The following is a 15,448-nucleotide window of genomic DNA, read 5'->3' on the forward strand; positions in this document are numbered from 1 at the left end:
CGCTGTCCGTCAGGAAACTCCACTAACAGCACAGCAAGATTTTGCGGGCTTGCTGGCGCAGTTCGGCGCGGAAGTCGGGATGGGCGATGGCGATCAGCGCCTCGGCCCGCTGGTGGGCGGATTTGCCGCGCAGCTGGGCCACGCCGTATTCGGTGACCACGTAGTTGACGTCGTTCTTGCCGGTGGTGACGTGGGTGCCCGGCGTCAACGTCGGCACGATGCGCGAGATCGAGCCTTCTTTTGCGGTGGACGGCAGCACGATGAAGGCCTTGCCGCCGCGCGAGCGGTTGGCGGCGCGCACGAAGTCGACCTGGCCGCCGGTGCCGGAATAGGGCAGGTGGGCCAGGCTCTCGGAGCCGCACTGGCCCAGCAGGTCGACCTGCAGGCTGGCGTTGATGGCCACCAGCTGGTTGTTCTGGCCGGCCAGGTAGGGATCGTTGGTGTAGCTGACCGGGTGCATCTCCAGCATCGGATTCCGGTGCATGAAGTCGTACAGCTTGCGCGAGCCGAGCGCGAAGGTGGCCACCATGCGGCCCGGCAGCCAGCTCTTGCGGCTGTTGTTGACGGCGCCGGATTCGACCAGCTTGAGGATGCCGTCGCCGATCATCTCGGTGTGGATGCCCAGGTCGCGCTTGGCGGTCAGCTGCATCACCACCGCGTCGGGGATGCCGCCGTAGCCGATCTGCAGCGTCGAGCCGTCCTCGATCATGGCCGCCACGTGGCGGCCGATGGCTTCCTGCACCGGGCCGATCTTGGGCAGGCCGACTTCGATCACCGGTTCGCTGCTCTCCACCAGCGCCGTCACCTGCGAGATGTGGACGTGGCACTGGCCGTGCGCGTAGGGCACGTTGGGATTGACCTCCAGCACGATCGCGCGCGCCTTGAGGATGGCGGCCATGGTGTAGTCGGCGCCCAGGCTGAGCGCGAAGTTGCCGTGCTCGTCCATCGGCGCGGCCATCGAGAACACCACGTCGGCCGGCAGCAGTTCGCGCTCGATCAGCGCCGGCAGCTCGGAAAAATAGGCGGGGACGAAATCGGCCCAGCCCGCCTGACCGGCCGCGCGCGAGGCGCCGCCGAAGAACAGCGCCACGTGACGCACGTGGTGGGCGGTGTCGCAATCGAAGTAGGCGTATTTGCGCATCGCCAGGATCTGCGCCACTTTGACGTCGTGGAAGCGGGTGCGCTGGTCGGACAGGGCGTGCAGCAGCGCGGGCGGCTCGCCGGCGCCGCAGGGGACGATGATGGTGTCGCCGTCGCGCAGCAGGTGCAGGGCCTCGCTCGGGGAACAACGCTTGTCGTCATACAGGGCTTGCATATCGACCGCCTTTCGCATGGTGAAATGTCACTATAAACCAAGTAGCCGCAAAATATGTCGGAAACGTGGTGCTGCGCACAGAGGTGTTGCAGCGGCTGGCCTACGATGGTGCTTATGAAACTCATCCTCTACGCCCTGGCCGTTAGCGGCCCCCTGTCCGCGGCGGCGCAAACAGCGTCGCCGGTGCAGGTGTACGGCCTGCTCGACGCCGGCGTGGTGGCGGAGCGCGGCTGCAGCGGCGAATGCGCGCGCACCCGGCTCGACAGCGGCGTCGCGTCCGGCTCGCGGCTGGGCGTGCGCGGGCGCGAGGACCTGGGCGGCGGCACGGCGGCGGTCTACACGCTGGAGGCGGGCATCCTCAACGATAGCGGCGCCTCCGACCAGAACGGCAGGCTGTTCGGCCGCCAGGCCTATGTCGGGCTGGACGGGCCGCTGGGCGTGGTCACGCTGGGCCGGCAGTACAACCTGGTCTACGAGACGCTGACCGACGTCGCCGATCCCTTCCACGGCGGCATGGCCGGCAGCGCGGCCAACCTGGTCGGCTATACCACCCAGCGCTACGACAACACGATCAAGTACCAGTCGCCGCGCGGCCGCGGCGGCTGGACCGGCGCCGCCATCTACAGCTTCGGCGAGTCGCCCTACAACAGCCGGGTCAACCGCGCTTACGGCGCCACCATCGGCTATGCCAACGGCGCCGCCACGCTGCGCATCAGCCACCAGCGCAAGGACAACCTGCTCGACGCCAGCGGCACCACGCCGGCGGTCGACCAGTCGGCCAGCAATACGCTGGTGGCGGCCAATGTCGACTTCGGCCGCTTCGTCGCCTACGCCGCATACGGCCACAGCCGGGGCGACGGCAGTTCGCCGTGGGACATGTCCAATCCCTACGGCGCGGTGGTGCAGAGCATGCCGACCAACAACAGCCGCGACGTGCTGGTCGGCGTCGCCGTGCCGATGGGCGCCACCACCTGGCTGGCGTCCTGGATCCACAAGGACGACCGCAGCGGCGCCAACCGCGACGCCAACCAGTTCGCCGTCGGCGCCAGTTACGCGCTGTCGCGCCGCACCGACTTCTATGCTTCCTTCGCGCGCATCCAGAACCGCAACGGCGCCGGCTACACGGTCGGCAACGCCAGCGCGCCCGGCCACAGCGACCGCGCCGTCACCGTCGGCCTGCGCCACTCTTTCTGATCCGTGATAAATTGCTTGCTTTACTGATCACCAGGAACAAGCATGTATCTGACTTACTTCAACGGCGGCTGGTCCGAAGGCAATACCCCTTTGTTTGGCGCGATGGATCACAGCGTATGGCTGGGCTCGTCCGTGTTCGACGGCGCGCGCTCGATACGCGGCCATATGCCGGACCTGCGCCTGCACCTGCAACGCGTGATCACCTCGTCGGAGCGGGTCGGCCTGGTATGCCCCTTGAGCGTGGACGAGATGGAAAAGCTGGTGCGCGAAGGCGTGGCCAAGTTCCCGGCCGATGCCGAGCTGTACGTGCGGCCGCTGGTGTTCGGCACCGACGGCCTGCTGGTGCCGCTGCCGGACAAGAGCGCCTTCGCGCTGACCCTGTTCGACGCGCCGATGCCGCCGTTCACCGGTTTCTCGGCCTGCCTGACGGCGCTGCGCCGTCCCGATCCGTCGATGGCGCCGACCGACGCCAAGGCGTCGGCGCTGTACGCCAACACCAGCAAGGCCATCCGCGAAGCGCAGCAGCGCGGCTTCGACAACGCGGTGGTGTGCGACAACGCCGGCAACGTGGCCGAGTTCGCCTCGGCCAACCTGTTCCTGGTCACGCCCGAAGGCAAGGTGGTGACGCCGGTGGCCAACGGCACCTTCCTGTCCGGCATCACCCGCGCGCGCGTGATCGCCTTGCTGGCGCAGGAGGGCATCGCGGTCGAGGAGCGTTCGGTGCGTCCCGAAGAGCTGGAGACGGCCGTCGAGATCTTCAACACCGGCAACTACGGCAAGGTCACGCCGTGCATCCGCTATGAGGCGCGCAGCCTGCCGGTCGGGCCGGTCGCCACGCTGGCCTTCCAGCGCTACATGGCGTTCTGCGACAGCGAGTAATCGGTTCAGTTTGAGCGGGCCGGACAGGTGGCGCCCAGCCAGCGTCCGGTCGATTCCACCTGCACGCTCTGCGGCTTGCCGCCGGCCTCGCTGTTGATGTTCATGTTCATCAGGTAGCCGCTGTCGCCGATGTAGCGCAGCGTGCCGGTGCCGCTCGAGACCGGATCGGTGCAGCTGAACGAAATGTTCAGGCCGCCCGCCACCGGATCGCTCTTCGACGTGCACTGGCCCTTCTGATTCATCGGCAATTCTCTTTTCGCCGCCATCTCGGGCGTGACGCAGGCCTTGATGACCATGGCGCCGTCGCCGCCGACCGTGGGCATGGAGGCGCCGTTCTGCTTCATCATCGCCTCGATCTGCGCGCGCTGCTCGGGCGGCATGTTGGCCAGCTGCTTGAGCGCCATGCCCATCGCTTGGTCGGCTTGCGCGTTGCCGGTCTTGACCTTGTTGGTCAGCTCCCACAGGCCCGGCTTGATGCTCTGGGCCGAGGCCTGCACCGCGGCCAGCATGGCCAGGGAAATTATCAATCGCTTCATGTGATCTCCTGAAAATGAAAAACGGCGCGCCACCGTTCAGTGGAGCGCCGCTTCAAAGGCTTACAGAGGTGGCGCTACACGCCGCGTCCGCTAATCAGGCGCAGCAGCACCATGATGATAGCAACGACCAGCAGGACGTGGATAAATCCGCCGATGGTGTAGGAAGTGACCAGGCCCAGCAGCCACAGGATAAGCAAAACGACAGCGATGGTATAGAGCATGATTCTCTCCTTAGGTTGTTATGCGACGTCCATGTTGGTCATCGATTGCGATCCCGAACCTGCAACCCTGTTGCCATGTTCGTATCTTGTAGCCATTATCTGCAATGCTGGCGCAAGTCTCTGTACGGTATCGTACTTAAGCTGAACGCAACTGGCCGTTGACCACTTTGACCTGGTCGCCGGAACGCCATTGCGGCTGCGACGATTGGTGCAGCACGCGCTTCTTGCCATTGTCCATGCGCACCACGATCTCCCAGCTGTGCGTGGTTTTCATATTGCCTTCGACCTGGTTGCCGGCCACTGCGCCGCCGACCGCACCGGCCACGGTGGCCAGTTGACGGCCATGGCCGCTGCCGACCTGGTTGCCCAGCAGGCCGCCCAGGATGGCGCCGCCTGCCGCGCCCACGCCGCTACCCTGGCCGCGGTGTTCGATCGAACGCACCGACTCCACCACGCCGCAGCTGTTGCAGACGGCCGGACCCTGTTGCGCGACCTGTTCTTGCTGCTGCTGCTGCTGCTGCTGCGCCGGATATTGGCCCTGGGCCGGTGCCGCGTGGTTGGCGTAGCCGGCCTGCTGCGATGGCTGCGACGGCAGCGGCTGCTCCGCCGGCGGCACCGACGACAGCTGGCCCGGCATCGGCGCGGCGCCAGGCACGGTGGCGCTGGAGGTCGGCAGCCAGCCCATGATGGCGGCGCTGCCGACGCCGCAGAACAGCACCACCGCGACGGCGGCGATGACCATGATAGGGTGGAGCGATGGCTTGCTGGTTGGGGTGTCCATGATGTAGGTCCTGTTTTTGGTTAGAGTAGTGGATTGCAGCCCGGATTTTCCCTCAGGACTTGTCCTGCTTCCGTGCGTCACCGTACATACAGGGCAAATCGCAGCCTTTACGCTGGTCCCATGCATACCCATCCCTCCATTTTTTCCGACGACGACAGGGCGCAAGCCAGGCCCATGCTGAACCGCTTGCTGTCCGGCCTGCCGGACGACGACCGCGCCAGGCTGTTGGCGCAGTGCGACACGGTCCGGCTGGACGCGGGCCAGGTGCTGTATGAACCGGGCCAGACCGTCGACCACATTTACTTTCCGACTGGCTGCCTGATCTCGCTGCTGGCGGTGGCCGAAGGCCGCATGACGCTGGAGGTGGGCTCGGTGGGGCAGGAGGGCATGATAGGCGCGTCGGTAGCGCTGGGCCATGGGCAGGCGCTGGTGCGCGCCATCGTGCAGCGTGCCGGCCGCGCCATCCGCATCGACGCGGCCGACTTTCGCGCCGAGTTCAAGCGCACCGCGTCGCTGCAACGGCTGCTGTACCGCTATACCGACACCTTGCTGGCGCAGGCGATCCAGATCGCCGTGTGCAGCCGCTTCCATGTGCTGGAGGCGCGCCTGGCGCGCTCGCTGCTGATCACGCGCGACCGCCTGCAATCGGAGAAGTTCCACCTGACCCACGAGTTCCTCGCGCACGCGCTGGGCGTGCGCCGCGTGGGCGTGACCAAGGCGGCCAGCGCGCTGCAAAATCAGAAGCTGATCAGCTACAGCCGGGGCAATATCGAGATCCTCGATTCGGCCGGGCTGGAGGCGGCGTCCTGCCGCTGCTACGAGCTGGTCAAGGACGACGGCGCCATCGGCATGGCCAACGTCTTTCTGTGACGCGCTGCTCCACAAAAGCAGCGGGGGTCAGATCTGACATTCGGACACGAGCTCTACCGCTGTTGCGGTAGAGCTCGTGTCCGAATGTCAGATCTGACCCCCGATGGGGCGACCGATTAACGCGGCGGCTTGTTGACCTGGTTGCCGATCACGCCGCCGACGGCTGCGCCGCCCACGGTGCCGACGGCGCTGCCGCCGGTCAGCACCGAGCCGGCGACCGCGCCGACGCCGGCGCCGATGGCGGTGCTTTTATCCTGGCTGGACATGCCTGCGCAGGCGCTCAGGCCCAGGGTGGCCGCGACGATGGCGGCGGTCGATACCAGCTGTTTGATGTTGTTCATGATTTTCTCCTTGCAACTGATTGAGGCGCGGCAGGGAATGCCTGCACCAATGACCTCAGCGTACGCAAGAATTCAGGTCAATTCCGTTCGGCAGCGCACACAGAGCTGCGCTGGCCCTCAGTGTTTCCGCGGCGGTTTCGGCGCCAGCGTCTTGCCCGGCGGCGGCGCCACCGGCTTGCCGCCTTGCTGGGCCAGCAGGGTGGCGCAACCGGTGGTTTCGCCGGGACCGGCGTTGATCAGCGGCAGGATGGCCGCCACCGGCGCCACCACGGCCAGCGCCAGCGCGCCGCCGGCGCGCAAGGCCAGCACACCCTTGTCGATGCTGATGGCCGGATCCTTGAAGGTGCCGCGCACATAGATCGGCGCCCGCAGCGAAATCACCCGCAAGCCCTTGGCGTCGGGCCGCATGGTCAGGTCCAGTTTCTCGTTGCCGAGGTTGACCGTGCCGGCGATGTCGATCTTGGCGTCCGAGGTGTCGACCACGAACAGGCGCGACTGCATCAGCCCGTTGGTCACGCCGAAGTCGGTCACCATGCAGTTGAGCTTGACCTGCTTGTCGCCGATCACCTTGGTCAGCACGACGTTGCCGATGTTCAGCCCCATCTCTTCCAGCAGCAGCTTGCTGACGCTGCCTTCGTTGATCACGCCCTTGAGTTCGCCGTTTGACGTGGCCAGCAGGCCGGCCACCGAATTGCCGGTGGCCGACAGCGAGATGTCGGCGTTGACCTCGCCCACCGTGGCCTGCATTTCCTCGATGCGCGGGAACAGCTGGCGCAGCTTGAGGTGGCGCGCGCCGGCCTTGAGTTCGGCGCGGATGGCGTTGGGGTTGAGCTTGCCGCTGCCGTCCAGCATCACGTTGGAGGTGAAGCGGCCGCCGGCGATGTCGAAGTTCATCGGCGTCAGCGACAGCACGCCGTCCTGCATATGGATCACGGTGTCGAGGTTGGCGATCGGCAGGTCCTTGTCGCGCGTGATGCGCTGGGCCTTGTAGCTGACCTTGGCGTCCAGCGCGGTCCAGCGCTCGGTCTTGAACGGCTCCACCGGCAGCACGCGGTCGCCCGGCTGCACCGGCGCCACGCCGCGCGCCTCCTTGCTGGCGTTGGAGTCGGCGCCGATCAGCGGCCCCAGGTCGGAAAACTGCAGCAGCTTCGATTGCACCGAACCCGTCAGCAGCGGCCGCGCCAGCGTCTGGCCGGACTGGTAGTCGAACTTGCCGCCGATGTCGGAATGGCCGACGCGGCCGCTGAACTGGTCGTAGGTCCAGTGGCTGGCGTGGGCGCCCAGGCTGGCGGTCAGGTGGCCCTCGGTGGCGAAGGGCGGGGTTTCCGGCAGCAGCACGCCGGTCAGGCCATACAGGCGCGCCATGCTGGGGCCGGACACCTTGAGCCGCATGTCGAGCGCGGCCAGCGCCGACGGCTTGGTCAGCGTGCCGACGATGGCGATGCTGGTGCCGCCGACGTTGATGTCGGCCGCCAGCGGGTAGGGCGTCGATTGCTGCTGCAGCGACAGCACGGCGCCGGCCTTGCCGCCGCCGGAGATGTTCTGCTTGTTCCACTTGCCGCGCACCTTCCAGGCCACGCCGTAGGTCGGATCGGCGTTCAGCGTGTCGACCTCGGCGACCGCGTCCACGTGGGTCATGGCGTCGACGTAATGCACCGTGCCCTTGGTGAAGACCACGCGCTGCAAATCCAGTTTCCACGGCGACGGCTTGTCGGCCGGCTTGAAGGTCCAGTTGTTGCCGCCATCGGCGTTACGCTGCAGCAGCACCACCGGATTGTCGAAGCGCAGCACCGGGATGGACAGCTTGTGCTCCAGCAGCGGCAACAGGTCGACCGAGAAGGAGAACTGGCTGACGCTGGTCATTTCCATCTGCGCCGGCCAGCCGGCCGGGTTGCCGACATGGACGTCGTGCGCCACCAGGTGCGGCAGCGGCAGGTAGTCGCTCCAGGTGCGGTCGGCGTCGCCGCGGCCCTGGCGTTCCCAGGTCAGCGACAGGTCGCCGCGGATCGCGAACGGACGGTCGATGGCTTCGCTGACCTTCTCGTTCAGCCACGGCCGCGCGCGGTTCCAGTCGTAGTTGACCAGGACGATGACGGCGATGGCGGGCACGGCGACCAGGACGCCGGCGACGGCAAGTGCGATGCGGGTGGGGCGACGGAGTTGGGACATGACTGGCCTATTTTCTTATTGGAGTGGCGCTATTTTACTAGCTCGCACCGAGCGTTCTATGTGCGGCACCGTACTGAGGCTGCATCGGCAAGGGCTTATAACGTCAACCTACCGAATGATTTTTAAGGAGAAGAATAATGACCACCATCCAATATCGTCTCACCCTGTTGTGCACGCTGGCCGCGGTACTCGGCCTGAGCGCCTGCGCCAGCGATAAAACCCCGGCCACCGCCGACGTCGCCGTGTCGCGCGCCGCCGTGGCCAACGCCACCAGCGCCGGCGCCGCCGACCTGGCGCCGGCCGAAATGCAATCGGCCCGCGAGAAGCTGATGCGCGCCAACCAGGCGCTGGCCGCCAAGGACTACAAGACCGCGCAGGACCTGGCCAACCAGGCTTCGGCCGACGCCCAGCTGGCGCAGAGCAAGGCCAGCTCGACCAAGGCCACCATGGCGGCGGACGAGCTGCAGCAAAGCATACGCGCGCTGCGTGAAGAACTGAACCGCAGCAACGCCACCAGCCAACAATAAGGAGCTCCGACATGAAATCCCATTACCTCATTCCATCCGTCTTCGCGCTGTCCATGATGTTCGCCGCCTGCAGCACCACGCCGACCACCACCAGCCTGCTGGATCAGACCCGCGGCGACTTCATGGCCGCGCAAAGCACGCCGTCGGTCGCGGCCAACGCGCCGCTGGAATTCAAGGCCGCCTCCGATGCGCTGGACCGCGCCAACGCCGCCGCCGCGAAGAAGGAAAGCCTGGACGAGATCGACAAGCTGGCCTACCTCGCCAAGCAGAAGATCGCCACCGCGCGTGAAGTAGCGAAACAGAAGCAGGCCGAGGGCGAGATGGCCAACGCCGGCCGCCAGCGCGACGAGATCCGCCTGGAAGCCCGCACGGCGGAAGCCAACCAGGCCCGCATGAGCGCCGACCAGGCCAAGTCGCAAGCCAACCTGGCCAAGGCTGACGCCGACGCCGCCCGCGCCCAGGCCGACGCCGCCGCCAACAGCGCCCGCGACGAAGCGGCCAAGAACGCCGCGCTGCAACAGCAGCTGACCGACCTGAAAGCCAAGCAGACCGACCGCGGCATCGTCATCACCTTGAGCGACGTGCTGTTCAACGTCGACCGCGCCGAACTGAGCGCGGAAGGCATGCGCACCGCGCAGAAGATGGCCGACGTGCTGTTGCAGGAACCGCAAAGCGCGGTGCTGATCGAGGGCTTTACCGACAGCACCGGCAGCGCCGCGCATAACCTGGAGCTGTCGCAGCGTCGCGCCGAATCGGTGCGCAACGCGCTGATCGGCCTGGGCGTCAAGAGCGACAAGATCGCCACCCGCGGCTATGGCGAGGCCTTCCCGGTCGCCAGCAATAGCGACGCCGGCAGCCGCCAGCTGAACCGCCGCGTCGAGATCGTGCTGTCGCAGAACGGCGCGCCGATCGCCACCCGTCACTAACCACGAAAGGAAAGCAGATCATGGCTGAATCCACCCCCACCGGCATCGACAGGGAGGCCATCCGCGCGGCCGCCCGCAACCTGCAGGACGGCCCGGTCACGGCCGGCTATCAGGGCGACCGCACGGCCGTCATCAAGATGCTCAACGATGCGCTGGCCACCGAGCTGGTCTGCATTCTGCGCTACAAGCGCCACTACTACACGGTCAGCGGCCGCGACAACGGTTCGGTCAAGGCCGAGTTCCTGGAGCACGCGATGCAGGAACAGGAACACGCCGATTGGCTGGCTGAGCGTATCATCCAGTTGAACGGCCAACCTGATTTCAATCCGGCAACATTGCTCGCACGTAGCCATGCCGAGTATGATGCATCTGACGATGTGCAATCGATGATCAAAGCCAATTTGATCGCCGAGCGTGTCGCCATTGAGTCGTACCGCCAGATGATCGAACAGATTGGCACGACCGACCCGACCACCCGCCACTTGTTGATCAAGATCATGGCGGTGGAAGAGGAACACGCGGACGATATGCGCGATTTGCTGGGATAATGAACACTGAGTGACCACTTAGTGGCTATTTTGAGTTTGCAGTTTGCAGTACAGTTTTCACTTCACACAACCATAACAGGAGCTCCATCATGCTGGAACAAAACATCAGTACCGTGAATAACGACGTGAAAACTCTGGTTAAGGATGCGCAAGCATTGTTCACCGCCGCCACCGCGCTGACCGGCGAAAAAGCCGAAGAACTGCGCGGCCGCGGCATGCGCGCGCTCGACACCGCACTGGCCAAGGCCCACGAAGCGCAGCAGAGCGCGGTCGCCGCCAGCAAGGAAATGGCCAAGCAGGCCGATGTCTACGTCAAGGAAAACCCATGGCGTTCGATCGCCGCGGCAGCCGGCGTCGGCCTGCTGATCGGCGTCATCATCGGCCGCAAGTAATCCATCGTGTCCGATGAGATGAACCGCCCGCCGGGCTTGATCGCGTCGCTGGGCAATATTGTCCGCAACAGCATCGGCCTGGTGCTGACCCGGCTGGAGCTGGCCGCGCTGGAATTGTCGCAGGTGCGCAATCACCTGCTGCAACTGGTGCTGGTGTTCGCGCTGGCCGTGGTGGCGGGCTGCTTCGCGCTGGCCTACGGCACGGTGACCATCGCCTACCTGGCGTGGGACTCGATCGGCTGGAAGATCCTGCCCATCATCACCGGCGTGTTCCTGCTGATCGCGATCGGCCTGATCGCGTACGCGCGTGGCTTGATACGCAGCGGCAAACTGTCGATGCCGGCGACGATGGCGGAACTGAAGTCCGACCGCGACATGCTGTTGTAACCGGGAGAGCAGATGAGCAAAGAAGCTGAACGCGCGGCCGTCGAGGCGGCCAAGCAACGTCTGGTCCGCGAAGGCGAGCTGTATCGTATCAAGGTGGTGCACGCCAAGGCGCTGGTCGGCAATGCCCTGCAGCCGGACGCGCTGTTCCATGGCGCCGTCGAGCAGGCCGTCGGCATGGCCCAGGCCCGCCTCGGCGGGCTGTTGCAGCCGGGCGGCCTGAAGAATATCAACTTCAAGTCGCTGCTGCCGTATGCGCTGACGGTGGGTTCATTCATCGCCCGCAAGCGGCTGGTCAAGCCGGCCATCGGCGTGGCCGTGGCAGCCGGTGTCGGCATGGCGTGGCTGCTGCGGCGCAAACCCGCGCCGGAGCAGGAGTAGTCCAGACGCCGCAACCGCGGCGTTTTTTTTATTGGAGTCACAGATGAGCAGTGCTATACCCGAATTGAATCCCCAGCGCTTGCGCGTGGTACTGGTGTTGCAGGGCGGCGGCGCGCTGGGGGCTTACCAGGCCGGCGTGTTCCAGGCGATGCACGAGCACGGCCTGGCGCCGGACTGGATCGTCGGCACCTCGATCGGCGCGATCAACGCCGCGATCCTGGCCGGCAATCCGCACGAGACGCGCCTGAGCCGCCTCAAGGAATTCTGGGACGGCGTGGCCCACCGCGACAGCTACGACATGACGCGGGTGCCGGACATGCAGCGGCGTTCCAACGTGCTGCTGCAAACCTGGGACACCGTGATGCGCGGCGTGCCGGGCTTCTTCAAGCCGCGCTTCATGAGTCTGTTCCCGATGGGGACCGCCGTCGCGCCCGAGCAGGCCAGCTTCTACGACACCAGCGAGCTGGGCGAAACGCTCGAGCGCCTGATCGATTTCGACTATCTGAACTCGGCGGGCGGCATGCGGCTGACGGTCAATGCGCTCAAGGTCACCTGCGGTACCCTGCGCAGCTTCGACAACCGCGAGCAGACGCTGTGCGCCGACCATGTGCGCGCCAGCGGCGCCTTGCCGCCTGGCTTTCCGCCGGTGCGCATCGATGGCGACCTGTACTGGGACGGCGGCCTGTATTCCAACACGCCGCTGGAAACCGTGCTGGACGATAACGAGCATGTCGACACGCTGTGCTTCATGGTGGACTTGTGGAGCGCCGACGGCCCGGAGCCGACCACGCTGGACGAAGTGCAGACGCGGCAGAAGGATGTGACCTTCGCCTCGCGTTCCAAGCGCCACCTGCAGGATTACGTCGCCACGCACAAGCTGAAGCAGAAGCTGCGCGAGCTGTATGCGGAGTTGCCGGAACGCGCGAAATCGGAGCAGGGCATGCAGGAACTGGCCGGCCTGGGCGGCGACAGCACCTTGCACGTGGTGCGGCTGGCGTATGCGGGGCGTGACTGGAATATGGCGGCCAAGGACATCAACTTCTCCAAGGGCTCGATCGAATGGCGCTGGGACCAGGGCTATCAGGATGCGCTGCGCGCCATCACGGCGGCGGGCTGGTTGAGCTTTGTGACGGAAGACACGCCGCTGGTCGTGCACGAGCTGCCGCCGTTGCGGCAGCCGGCGCACGACCAGGCGGCGTAAGCCTTGGCGCCTTAGTGCGGGTGGTTCTCCGCGCGGATCTGCGCGGCGTTCGCCATGTCGTGCTGGTAGGTGGCGCGCGCCTCCTTCAGGCAGGCGCTGCGCTCCGCGGCCGGCCCTTGCTTGCAGGCGAGGTTGGCCTCGGCCAGCGCGGCGCCGATTTCCTTGCGCAGCGTGCGCAGCTGCTCGGCCGGGCTGGCGTCGTCCTGGTACCAGCGCGGCGGATCGCCCTTGGCGATTTCCGTTTGTTGCAGGCGCAGGTTTTGCGGCGGCGTGGTAGTGCTGGCCGCCTGGGCGGCGAGCGCGGCGCCCGCCAGCGCCGCGCCGATGATGAAGTGTTTGAAGTGAGCCATGATTGCCTCCGTGTGCTTACAGCCTACCGGTGAGCAGCATGATCAGCAGGATCACCACCACGATGCCGGTGATGCCGCTGGGCGCATAGCCCCAGCTGCGGCTGTGCGGCCAGGTCGGCAAGGCGCCGATCAATGCCAGGATCAGAATGATCAGAATGATGGTACCCATATTGTTCTCCTTGTTGAGTGCTTCGATGCCGATGCGGCAGGGTTAATAATGCTTAATAACGGTAGACGCGGCCATCGACCAGGCGCACGCGATTGCCGGCGCGCAGGTCGTAGACGCTGTCCTGGTTGACGATGCGGTAGTCGCCGTTGTCCATGCGCACGCTGATCTGGTATTGCTCGCGTGGCTGGTTGCGGCTGTCCTCCACCTTGTTGCCGACCACGGCGCCGCCGACTGCGCCGGCCACGGTGGCGGCGGTGCGGCCGCTGCCCGAGCCGACCTGGTTACCCAGCAGGGCGCCGACCAGACCGCCGGCGACGGCGCCGGCGCCGCTGGTGCCGGATTTGGCCTGCACGACCTGGATCGATTCGATGGTGCCGTAGGACGCGGTGTCCGCCGGGTTGGTGTAGCTGCCCTGCTGCGGCTGGCTGGTGCTGGCGCAGCCGCTCAGGACGGCGGTTCCTGCGATCAGCACGGCTGCTATGGTGGTCGAGTGTTTCATGTTGTCCTCCTGAAAAAGTGTGATTCCAGAATAGACAGCGGTGGGACGGGGGTCTGTGCGCTTCCGCACCCAGTTTGGCGAAGTGCGGTCTGTGTACGGTACCGTACAGAGGTGGGCGGGGAAGGGGCGTAAAACCTCTACATCGGCAGCGAGGCCATCCAATAGCCCCGCTGGCTGACAAACCACTGTTAATCACCCTCCAAGGAGAATGCTATGAAAATCGCACACAAAATCGCCACCGCCCTGTTCACCGTTTCGCTGCTGGCCACCGCTGGCTGCGCATCGACCTCGTCCAAAGAAGGCACCGGCGAGTATGTCGACGATTCCGTCATCACCACCAAAGTCAAAGCCAGCATCTTCAACGAGCCTAGCCTGAAGTCCACCGAAATCAATGTGGAAACCTTCAAGGGCACCGTGCAGCTGAGCGGCTTTGTCGCCCAGCCTGCCGATATCGCCAAGGCCGGCGAAGTGGCGCGCGGCGTCAAGGGCGTGACCGCCGTCAAGAACGACATCCGCGTCAAGTAAGCATTACCTGCCGGCGCGGCATGCCCATCCGGGCGTGCCGCGCCGGGAGTTCTTTGTGAGCCATCATGAGCCAGCCGCCTGCCGAACTTCCCATTAACAACGCAGTGGCCGCCGACAGCGATGCGCCCCGCATTCCCCTGCACGTCCACGCCCGCGGCCTCGCGCTCGGCGTCATCGCCACCGTGGCGTTCCTCTATGCGCTGCAATGGTCGCGCAATTTCCTGGTTCCGCTGTTACTCGGCATTTTGTTCAGCTATATGCTCAGTCCCCTCGTGTGCTGGCTGGAGCGCCTGCGCGTGCCGCGCGTGCTCGGCGCCACGCTGGTCACCGTCGCCATCCTGGGCGGCGTGTTCGTGGTGATCGACAAGGTGCAGGGCGAGTTCCAATCCATCGTTGAAGAGCTGCCCACCGTCAGCCATAAATTGTCGCGCCTGCTCACCGAGCGCGCGCATGGCGGCCCCAGTACCTTCCAGCGCATCCAGGCGGTGGCCACCGAATTGCAGCAAGCCACCGCCGGCGCGCAGGAACGCCGCACCGTGCGCAAGGCCGCGCCGCCGTCGCCGGACAGCGGCAGCCTGCCGGTGCTGGACTGGATCTGGGCCGGCTCGATGGGCGTGATGGGTTTCCTCGGCCAGGCCACCATGGTGATCTTCCTGGTGTTCTTCCTGCTGCTGTCGGGCGACACCTTCAAGCGCAAGCTGGTCAAGCTGACCGGACCGTCGCTGAGCAAGAAAAAAATCACCGTCCACATCCTCGACGACATCAATTCGTCGATCCAGAAATACATGCTGATGCTGCTCGTCACCAACGGCCTGCTGGCCTTGCTGATGTGGGTGGCGCTGCGCTGGATCGGCCTGGAGAACGCCGGCGCCTGGGCCATCGTGGCCGGCTTGCTGCACCTGATGCCTTACTTCGGCCCCTTGCTGATTACGCTGGCCACCGGCGCGGTGGCCTTCATGCAATTCGAATCGCTGCAAATGAGTGTGCTGGTGATGGGCACTTCGCTGGCGATCGCGACGCTGGTCGGCACCGTGGTGGCGACCTGGATGACGGGACGCTTCGCCCGCATGAACGCGGCGGCGGTGTTCGTCAGCCTGCTGTTCTGGGGCTGGCTGTGGGGCGTGTACGGCCTGCTGCTGGGCGTGCCGCTGATCGTCATCGTCAAGGTGGTGGCCGAGCGCGTCGAGGGCATGGAAGTGGTGGCCGAATTGTTGGGCGAATAGGCTGGCGCGATGGCCCT

General features: G+C 65.7%; 21 protein-coding genes. 12 read left to right on the forward strand and 9 right to left on the reverse strand.

Annotated features, from left to right (window positions below; translation table 11 throughout):
- Positions 1-22: 22 nt before the first annotated feature.
- Positions 23-1,315, reverse strand: coding sequence for an acetyl-CoA hydrolase/transferase family protein (locus RUGAMON1_RS21465; RefSeq protein WP_445232443.1), 1,293 nt, complete (start codon positions 1,313-1,315; stop codon positions 23-25).
- Positions 1,316-1,429: 114 nt separating this feature from the next.
- Here RUGAMON1_RS21465 and RUGAMON1_RS21470 point away from each other — a divergent pair, with 114 nt between their 5' ends.
- Together RUGAMON1_RS21470 and RUGAMON1_RS21475 are read left to right on the forward strand one after the other, a co-directional pair.
- On the forward strand, positions 1,430-2,509 hold the full coding sequence (locus RUGAMON1_RS21470) for a porin (protein ID WP_445232444.1): 1,080 nt from the start codon (positions 1,430-1,432) through the stop codon (positions 2,507-2,509).
- Between the two features lie 42 nt (positions 2,510-2,551).
- On the forward strand, positions 2,552-3,388 hold the full coding sequence (locus RUGAMON1_RS21475; RefSeq protein WP_445232445.1) for a branched-chain amino acid aminotransferase: 837 nt from the start codon (positions 2,552-2,554) through the stop codon (positions 3,386-3,388).
- A 5-nt stretch (positions 3,389-3,393) separates the two neighbouring features.
- Here the strand turns inward: RUGAMON1_RS21475 and RUGAMON1_RS21480 are convergent, their stop codons facing one another.
- From RUGAMON1_RS21480 to RUGAMON1_RS21490, 3 genes are all read right to left on the reverse strand, one after another.
- On the reverse strand, positions 3,394-3,924 hold the full coding sequence (locus tag RUGAMON1_RS21480) for a DUF3617 family protein (protein WP_445232446.1): 531 nt from the start codon (positions 3,922-3,924) through the stop codon (positions 3,394-3,396).
- Positions 3,925-3,998: 74 nt separating this feature from the next.
- Positions 3,999-4,145, reverse strand: coding sequence for a lmo0937 family membrane protein (locus RUGAMON1_RS21485; RefSeq protein WP_019921959.1), 147 nt, complete (start codon positions 4,143-4,145; stop codon positions 3,999-4,001).
- 136 nt (positions 4,146-4,281) lie between these two features.
- Positions 4,282-4,926, reverse strand: coding sequence for a glycine zipper 2TM domain-containing protein (locus RUGAMON1_RS21490; protein ID WP_445232447.1), 645 nt, complete (start codon positions 4,924-4,926; stop codon positions 4,282-4,284).
- Between the two features lie 120 nt (positions 4,927-5,046).
- Between RUGAMON1_RS21490 and RUGAMON1_RS21495 the strand changes: the two genes are divergently transcribed.
- Complete coding sequence (locus RUGAMON1_RS21495; RefSeq protein ID WP_445232448.1) at positions 5,047-5,796, forward strand: Crp/Fnr family transcriptional regulator; 750 nt, start codon at positions 5,047-5,049, stop codon at positions 5,794-5,796.
- Between the two features lie 116 nt (positions 5,797-5,912).
- On the opposite strand, the gene RUGAMON1_RS21500 is transcribed toward RUGAMON1_RS21495, so the two are convergent.
- Both RUGAMON1_RS21500 and RUGAMON1_RS21505 read right to left on the reverse strand, forming a co-directional pair.
- Positions 5,913-6,137, reverse strand: a complete 225-nt coding sequence (locus RUGAMON1_RS21500; protein WP_445232449.1) for a YMGG-like glycine zipper-containing protein — start codon at positions 6,135-6,137, stop codon at positions 5,913-5,915.
- Between the two features lie 117 nt (positions 6,138-6,254).
- Positions 6,255-8,306, reverse strand: coding sequence for an AsmA family protein (locus tag RUGAMON1_RS21505; RefSeq protein WP_445232450.1), 2,052 nt, complete (start codon positions 8,304-8,306; stop codon positions 6,255-6,257).
- Between the two features lie 137 nt (positions 8,307-8,443).
- Here RUGAMON1_RS21505 and RUGAMON1_RS21510 point away from each other — a divergent pair, with 137 nt between their 5' ends.
- From RUGAMON1_RS21510 to RUGAMON1_RS21540, 7 genes are all read left to right on the forward strand, one after another.
- Positions 8,444-8,833, forward strand: coding sequence for a DUF4398 domain-containing protein (locus tag RUGAMON1_RS21510; protein ID WP_445232451.1), 390 nt, complete (start codon positions 8,444-8,446; stop codon positions 8,831-8,833).
- Positions 8,834-8,844: 11 nt separating this feature from the next.
- Positions 8,845-9,759 carry an OmpA family protein gene (locus RUGAMON1_RS21515; RefSeq protein WP_445232452.1) on the forward strand — a complete coding sequence of 305 codons (915 nt, stop codon included), beginning with the start codon at positions 8,845-8,847 and terminating at the stop codon, positions 9,757-9,759.
- A gap of 20 nt (positions 9,760-9,779) precedes the next feature.
- Complete coding sequence (locus RUGAMON1_RS21520; RefSeq protein ID WP_445232453.1) at positions 9,780-10,307, forward strand: ferritin-like domain-containing protein; 528 nt, start codon at positions 9,780-9,782, stop codon at positions 10,305-10,307.
- 89 nt (positions 10,308-10,396) lie between these two features.
- Complete coding sequence (locus RUGAMON1_RS21525; protein WP_008446875.1) at positions 10,397-10,699, forward strand: ElaB/YgaM/YqjD family protein; 303 nt, start codon at positions 10,397-10,399, stop codon at positions 10,697-10,699.
- 18 nt (positions 10,700-10,717) lie between these two features.
- Positions 10,718-11,086 (forward strand): phage holin family protein, encoded by a 369-nt coding sequence (locus RUGAMON1_RS21530; RefSeq protein ID WP_445232480.1) that lies wholly within the window; start codon positions 10,718-10,720, stop codon positions 11,084-11,086.
- A gap of 12 nt (positions 11,087-11,098) precedes the next feature.
- Positions 11,099-11,464: a hypothetical protein gene (locus RUGAMON1_RS21535; protein ID WP_445232454.1), complete on the forward strand. Its 366-nt coding sequence runs from the start codon at positions 11,099-11,101 to the stop codon at positions 11,462-11,464.
- A 43-nt stretch (positions 11,465-11,507) separates the two neighbouring features.
- The gene (locus RUGAMON1_RS21540; protein WP_445232455.1) at positions 11,508-12,665 is read left to right on the forward strand and encodes a patatin-like phospholipase family protein; all 1,158 of its coding nucleotides are present in this window, start codon (positions 11,508-11,510) and stop codon (positions 12,663-12,665) included.
- Between the two features lie 11 nt (positions 12,666-12,676).
- Here RUGAMON1_RS21540 and RUGAMON1_RS21545 read toward each other — a convergent pair whose 3' ends face one another.
- The 3 genes from RUGAMON1_RS21545 to RUGAMON1_RS21555 are packed head-to-tail and all read right to left on the reverse strand — an operon-like array spanning position 12,677 to position 13,683.
- Positions 12,677-13,015 (reverse strand): hypothetical protein, encoded by a 339-nt coding sequence (locus RUGAMON1_RS21545; protein WP_445232456.1) that lies wholly within the window; start codon positions 13,013-13,015, stop codon positions 12,677-12,679.
- Between the two features lie 16 nt (positions 13,016-13,031).
- Positions 13,032-13,184 carry a DUF3309 domain-containing protein gene (locus RUGAMON1_RS21550; RefSeq protein ID WP_445232457.1) on the reverse strand — a complete coding sequence of 51 codons (153 nt, stop codon included), beginning with the start codon at positions 13,182-13,184 and terminating at the stop codon, positions 13,032-13,034.
- Positions 13,185-13,236: 52 nt separating this feature from the next.
- Complete coding sequence (locus RUGAMON1_RS21555) at positions 13,237-13,683, reverse strand: outer membrane lipoprotein (RefSeq protein WP_445232458.1); 447 nt, start codon at positions 13,681-13,683, stop codon at positions 13,237-13,239.
- Positions 13,684-13,896: 213 nt separating this feature from the next.
- On the opposite strand from RUGAMON1_RS21555, the gene RUGAMON1_RS21560 reads away from it, so the two are divergent.
- Together RUGAMON1_RS21560 and RUGAMON1_RS21565 are read left to right on the forward strand one after the other, a co-directional pair.
- On the forward strand, positions 13,897-14,208 hold the full coding sequence (locus RUGAMON1_RS21560; RefSeq protein ID WP_445232459.1) for a BON domain-containing protein: 312 nt from the start codon (positions 13,897-13,899) through the stop codon (positions 14,206-14,208).
- A 65-nt stretch (positions 14,209-14,273) separates the two neighbouring features.
- A complete protein-coding gene (locus RUGAMON1_RS21565) occupies positions 14,274-15,431 on the forward strand; it encodes an AI-2E family transporter (RefSeq protein WP_445232460.1) in 1,158 nt (385 codons plus the stop codon).
- Positions 15,432-15,448 lie beyond the last annotated feature (17 nt).

This window comes from Duganella rhizosphaerae (genome assembly GCF_040364205.1).
GTDB lineage: Bacteria > Pseudomonadota > Gammaproteobacteria > Burkholderiales > Burkholderiaceae_D > Rugamonas > Rugamonas rhizosphaerae.

Excerpts from the sequence above, each read along its gene's own strand:
- RUGAMON1_RS21530 (WP_445232480.1), top strand. The coding sequence starts at position 10,718 with ATGAACCGCCCGCCGGGCTTGATCGCGTCGCTGGGCAATATTGTCCGC.
- RUGAMON1_RS21520 (WP_445232453.1), top strand. The coding sequence starts at position 9,780 with ATGGCTGAATCCACCCCCACCGGCATCGACAGGGAGGCCATCCGCGCG.
- RUGAMON1_RS21565 (WP_445232460.1), top strand. The coding sequence starts at position 14,274 with ATGAGCCAGCCGCCTGCCGAACTTCCCATTAACAACGCAGTGGCCGCC.
- RUGAMON1_RS21475 (WP_445232445.1), top strand. The coding sequence starts at position 2,552 with ATGTATCTGACTTACTTCAACGGCGGCTGGTCCGAAGGCAATACCCCT.
- RUGAMON1_RS21515 (WP_445232452.1), top strand. The coding sequence starts at position 8,845 with ATGAAATCCCATTACCTCATTCCATCCGTCTTCGCGCTGTCCATGATG.
- RUGAMON1_RS21465 (WP_445232443.1), bottom strand. The coding sequence starts at position 1,315 with ATGCAAGCCCTGTATGACGACAAGCGTTGTTCCCCGAGCGAGGCCCTG.
- RUGAMON1_RS21525 (WP_008446875.1), top strand. The coding sequence starts at position 10,397 with ATGCTGGAACAAAACATCAGTACCGTGAATAACGACGTGAAAACTCTG.
- RUGAMON1_RS21480 (WP_445232446.1), bottom strand. The coding sequence starts at position 3,924 with ATGAAGCGATTGATAATTTCCCTGGCCATGCTGGCCGCGGTGCAGGCC.
- RUGAMON1_RS21485 (WP_019921959.1), bottom strand. The coding sequence starts at position 4,145 with ATGCTCTATACCATCGCTGTCGTTTTGCTTATCCTGTGGCTGCTGGGC.
- RUGAMON1_RS21545 (WP_445232456.1), bottom strand. The coding sequence starts at position 13,015 with ATGGCTCACTTCAAACACTTCATCATCGGCGCGGCGCTGGCGGGCGCC.
- RUGAMON1_RS21550 (WP_445232457.1), bottom strand. The coding sequence starts at position 13,184 with ATGGGTACCATCATTCTGATCATTCTGATCCTGGCATTGATCGGCGCC.
- RUGAMON1_RS21540 (WP_445232455.1), top strand. The coding sequence starts at position 11,508 with ATGAGCAGTGCTATACCCGAATTGAATCCCCAGCGCTTGCGCGTGGTA.
- RUGAMON1_RS21535 (WP_445232454.1), top strand. The coding sequence starts at position 11,099 with ATGAGCAAAGAAGCTGAACGCGCGGCCGTCGAGGCGGCCAAGCAACGT.
- RUGAMON1_RS21560 (WP_445232459.1), top strand. The coding sequence starts at position 13,897 with ATGAAAATCGCACACAAAATCGCCACCGCCCTGTTCACCGTTTCGCTG.
- RUGAMON1_RS21500 (WP_445232449.1), bottom strand. The coding sequence starts at position 6,137 with ATGAACAACATCAAACAGCTGGTATCGACCGCCGCCATCGTCGCGGCC.
- RUGAMON1_RS21495 (WP_445232448.1), top strand. The coding sequence starts at position 5,047 with ATGCATACCCATCCCTCCATTTTTTCCGACGACGACAGGGCGCAAGCC.
- RUGAMON1_RS21490 (WP_445232447.1), bottom strand. The coding sequence starts at position 4,926 with ATGGACACCCCAACCAGCAAGCCATCGCTCCACCCTATCATGGTCATC.
- RUGAMON1_RS21555 (WP_445232458.1), bottom strand. The coding sequence starts at position 13,683 with ATGAAACACTCGACCACCATAGCAGCCGTGCTGATCGCAGGAACCGCC.
- RUGAMON1_RS21510 (WP_445232451.1), top strand. The coding sequence starts at position 8,444 with ATGACCACCATCCAATATCGTCTCACCCTGTTGTGCACGCTGGCCGCG.
- RUGAMON1_RS21470 (WP_445232444.1), top strand. The coding sequence starts at position 1,430 with ATGAAACTCATCCTCTACGCCCTGGCCGTTAGCGGCCCCCTGTCCGCG.
- RUGAMON1_RS21505 (WP_445232450.1), bottom strand. The coding sequence starts at position 8,306 with ATGTCCCAACTCCGTCGCCCCACCCGCATCGCACTTGCCGTCGCCGGC.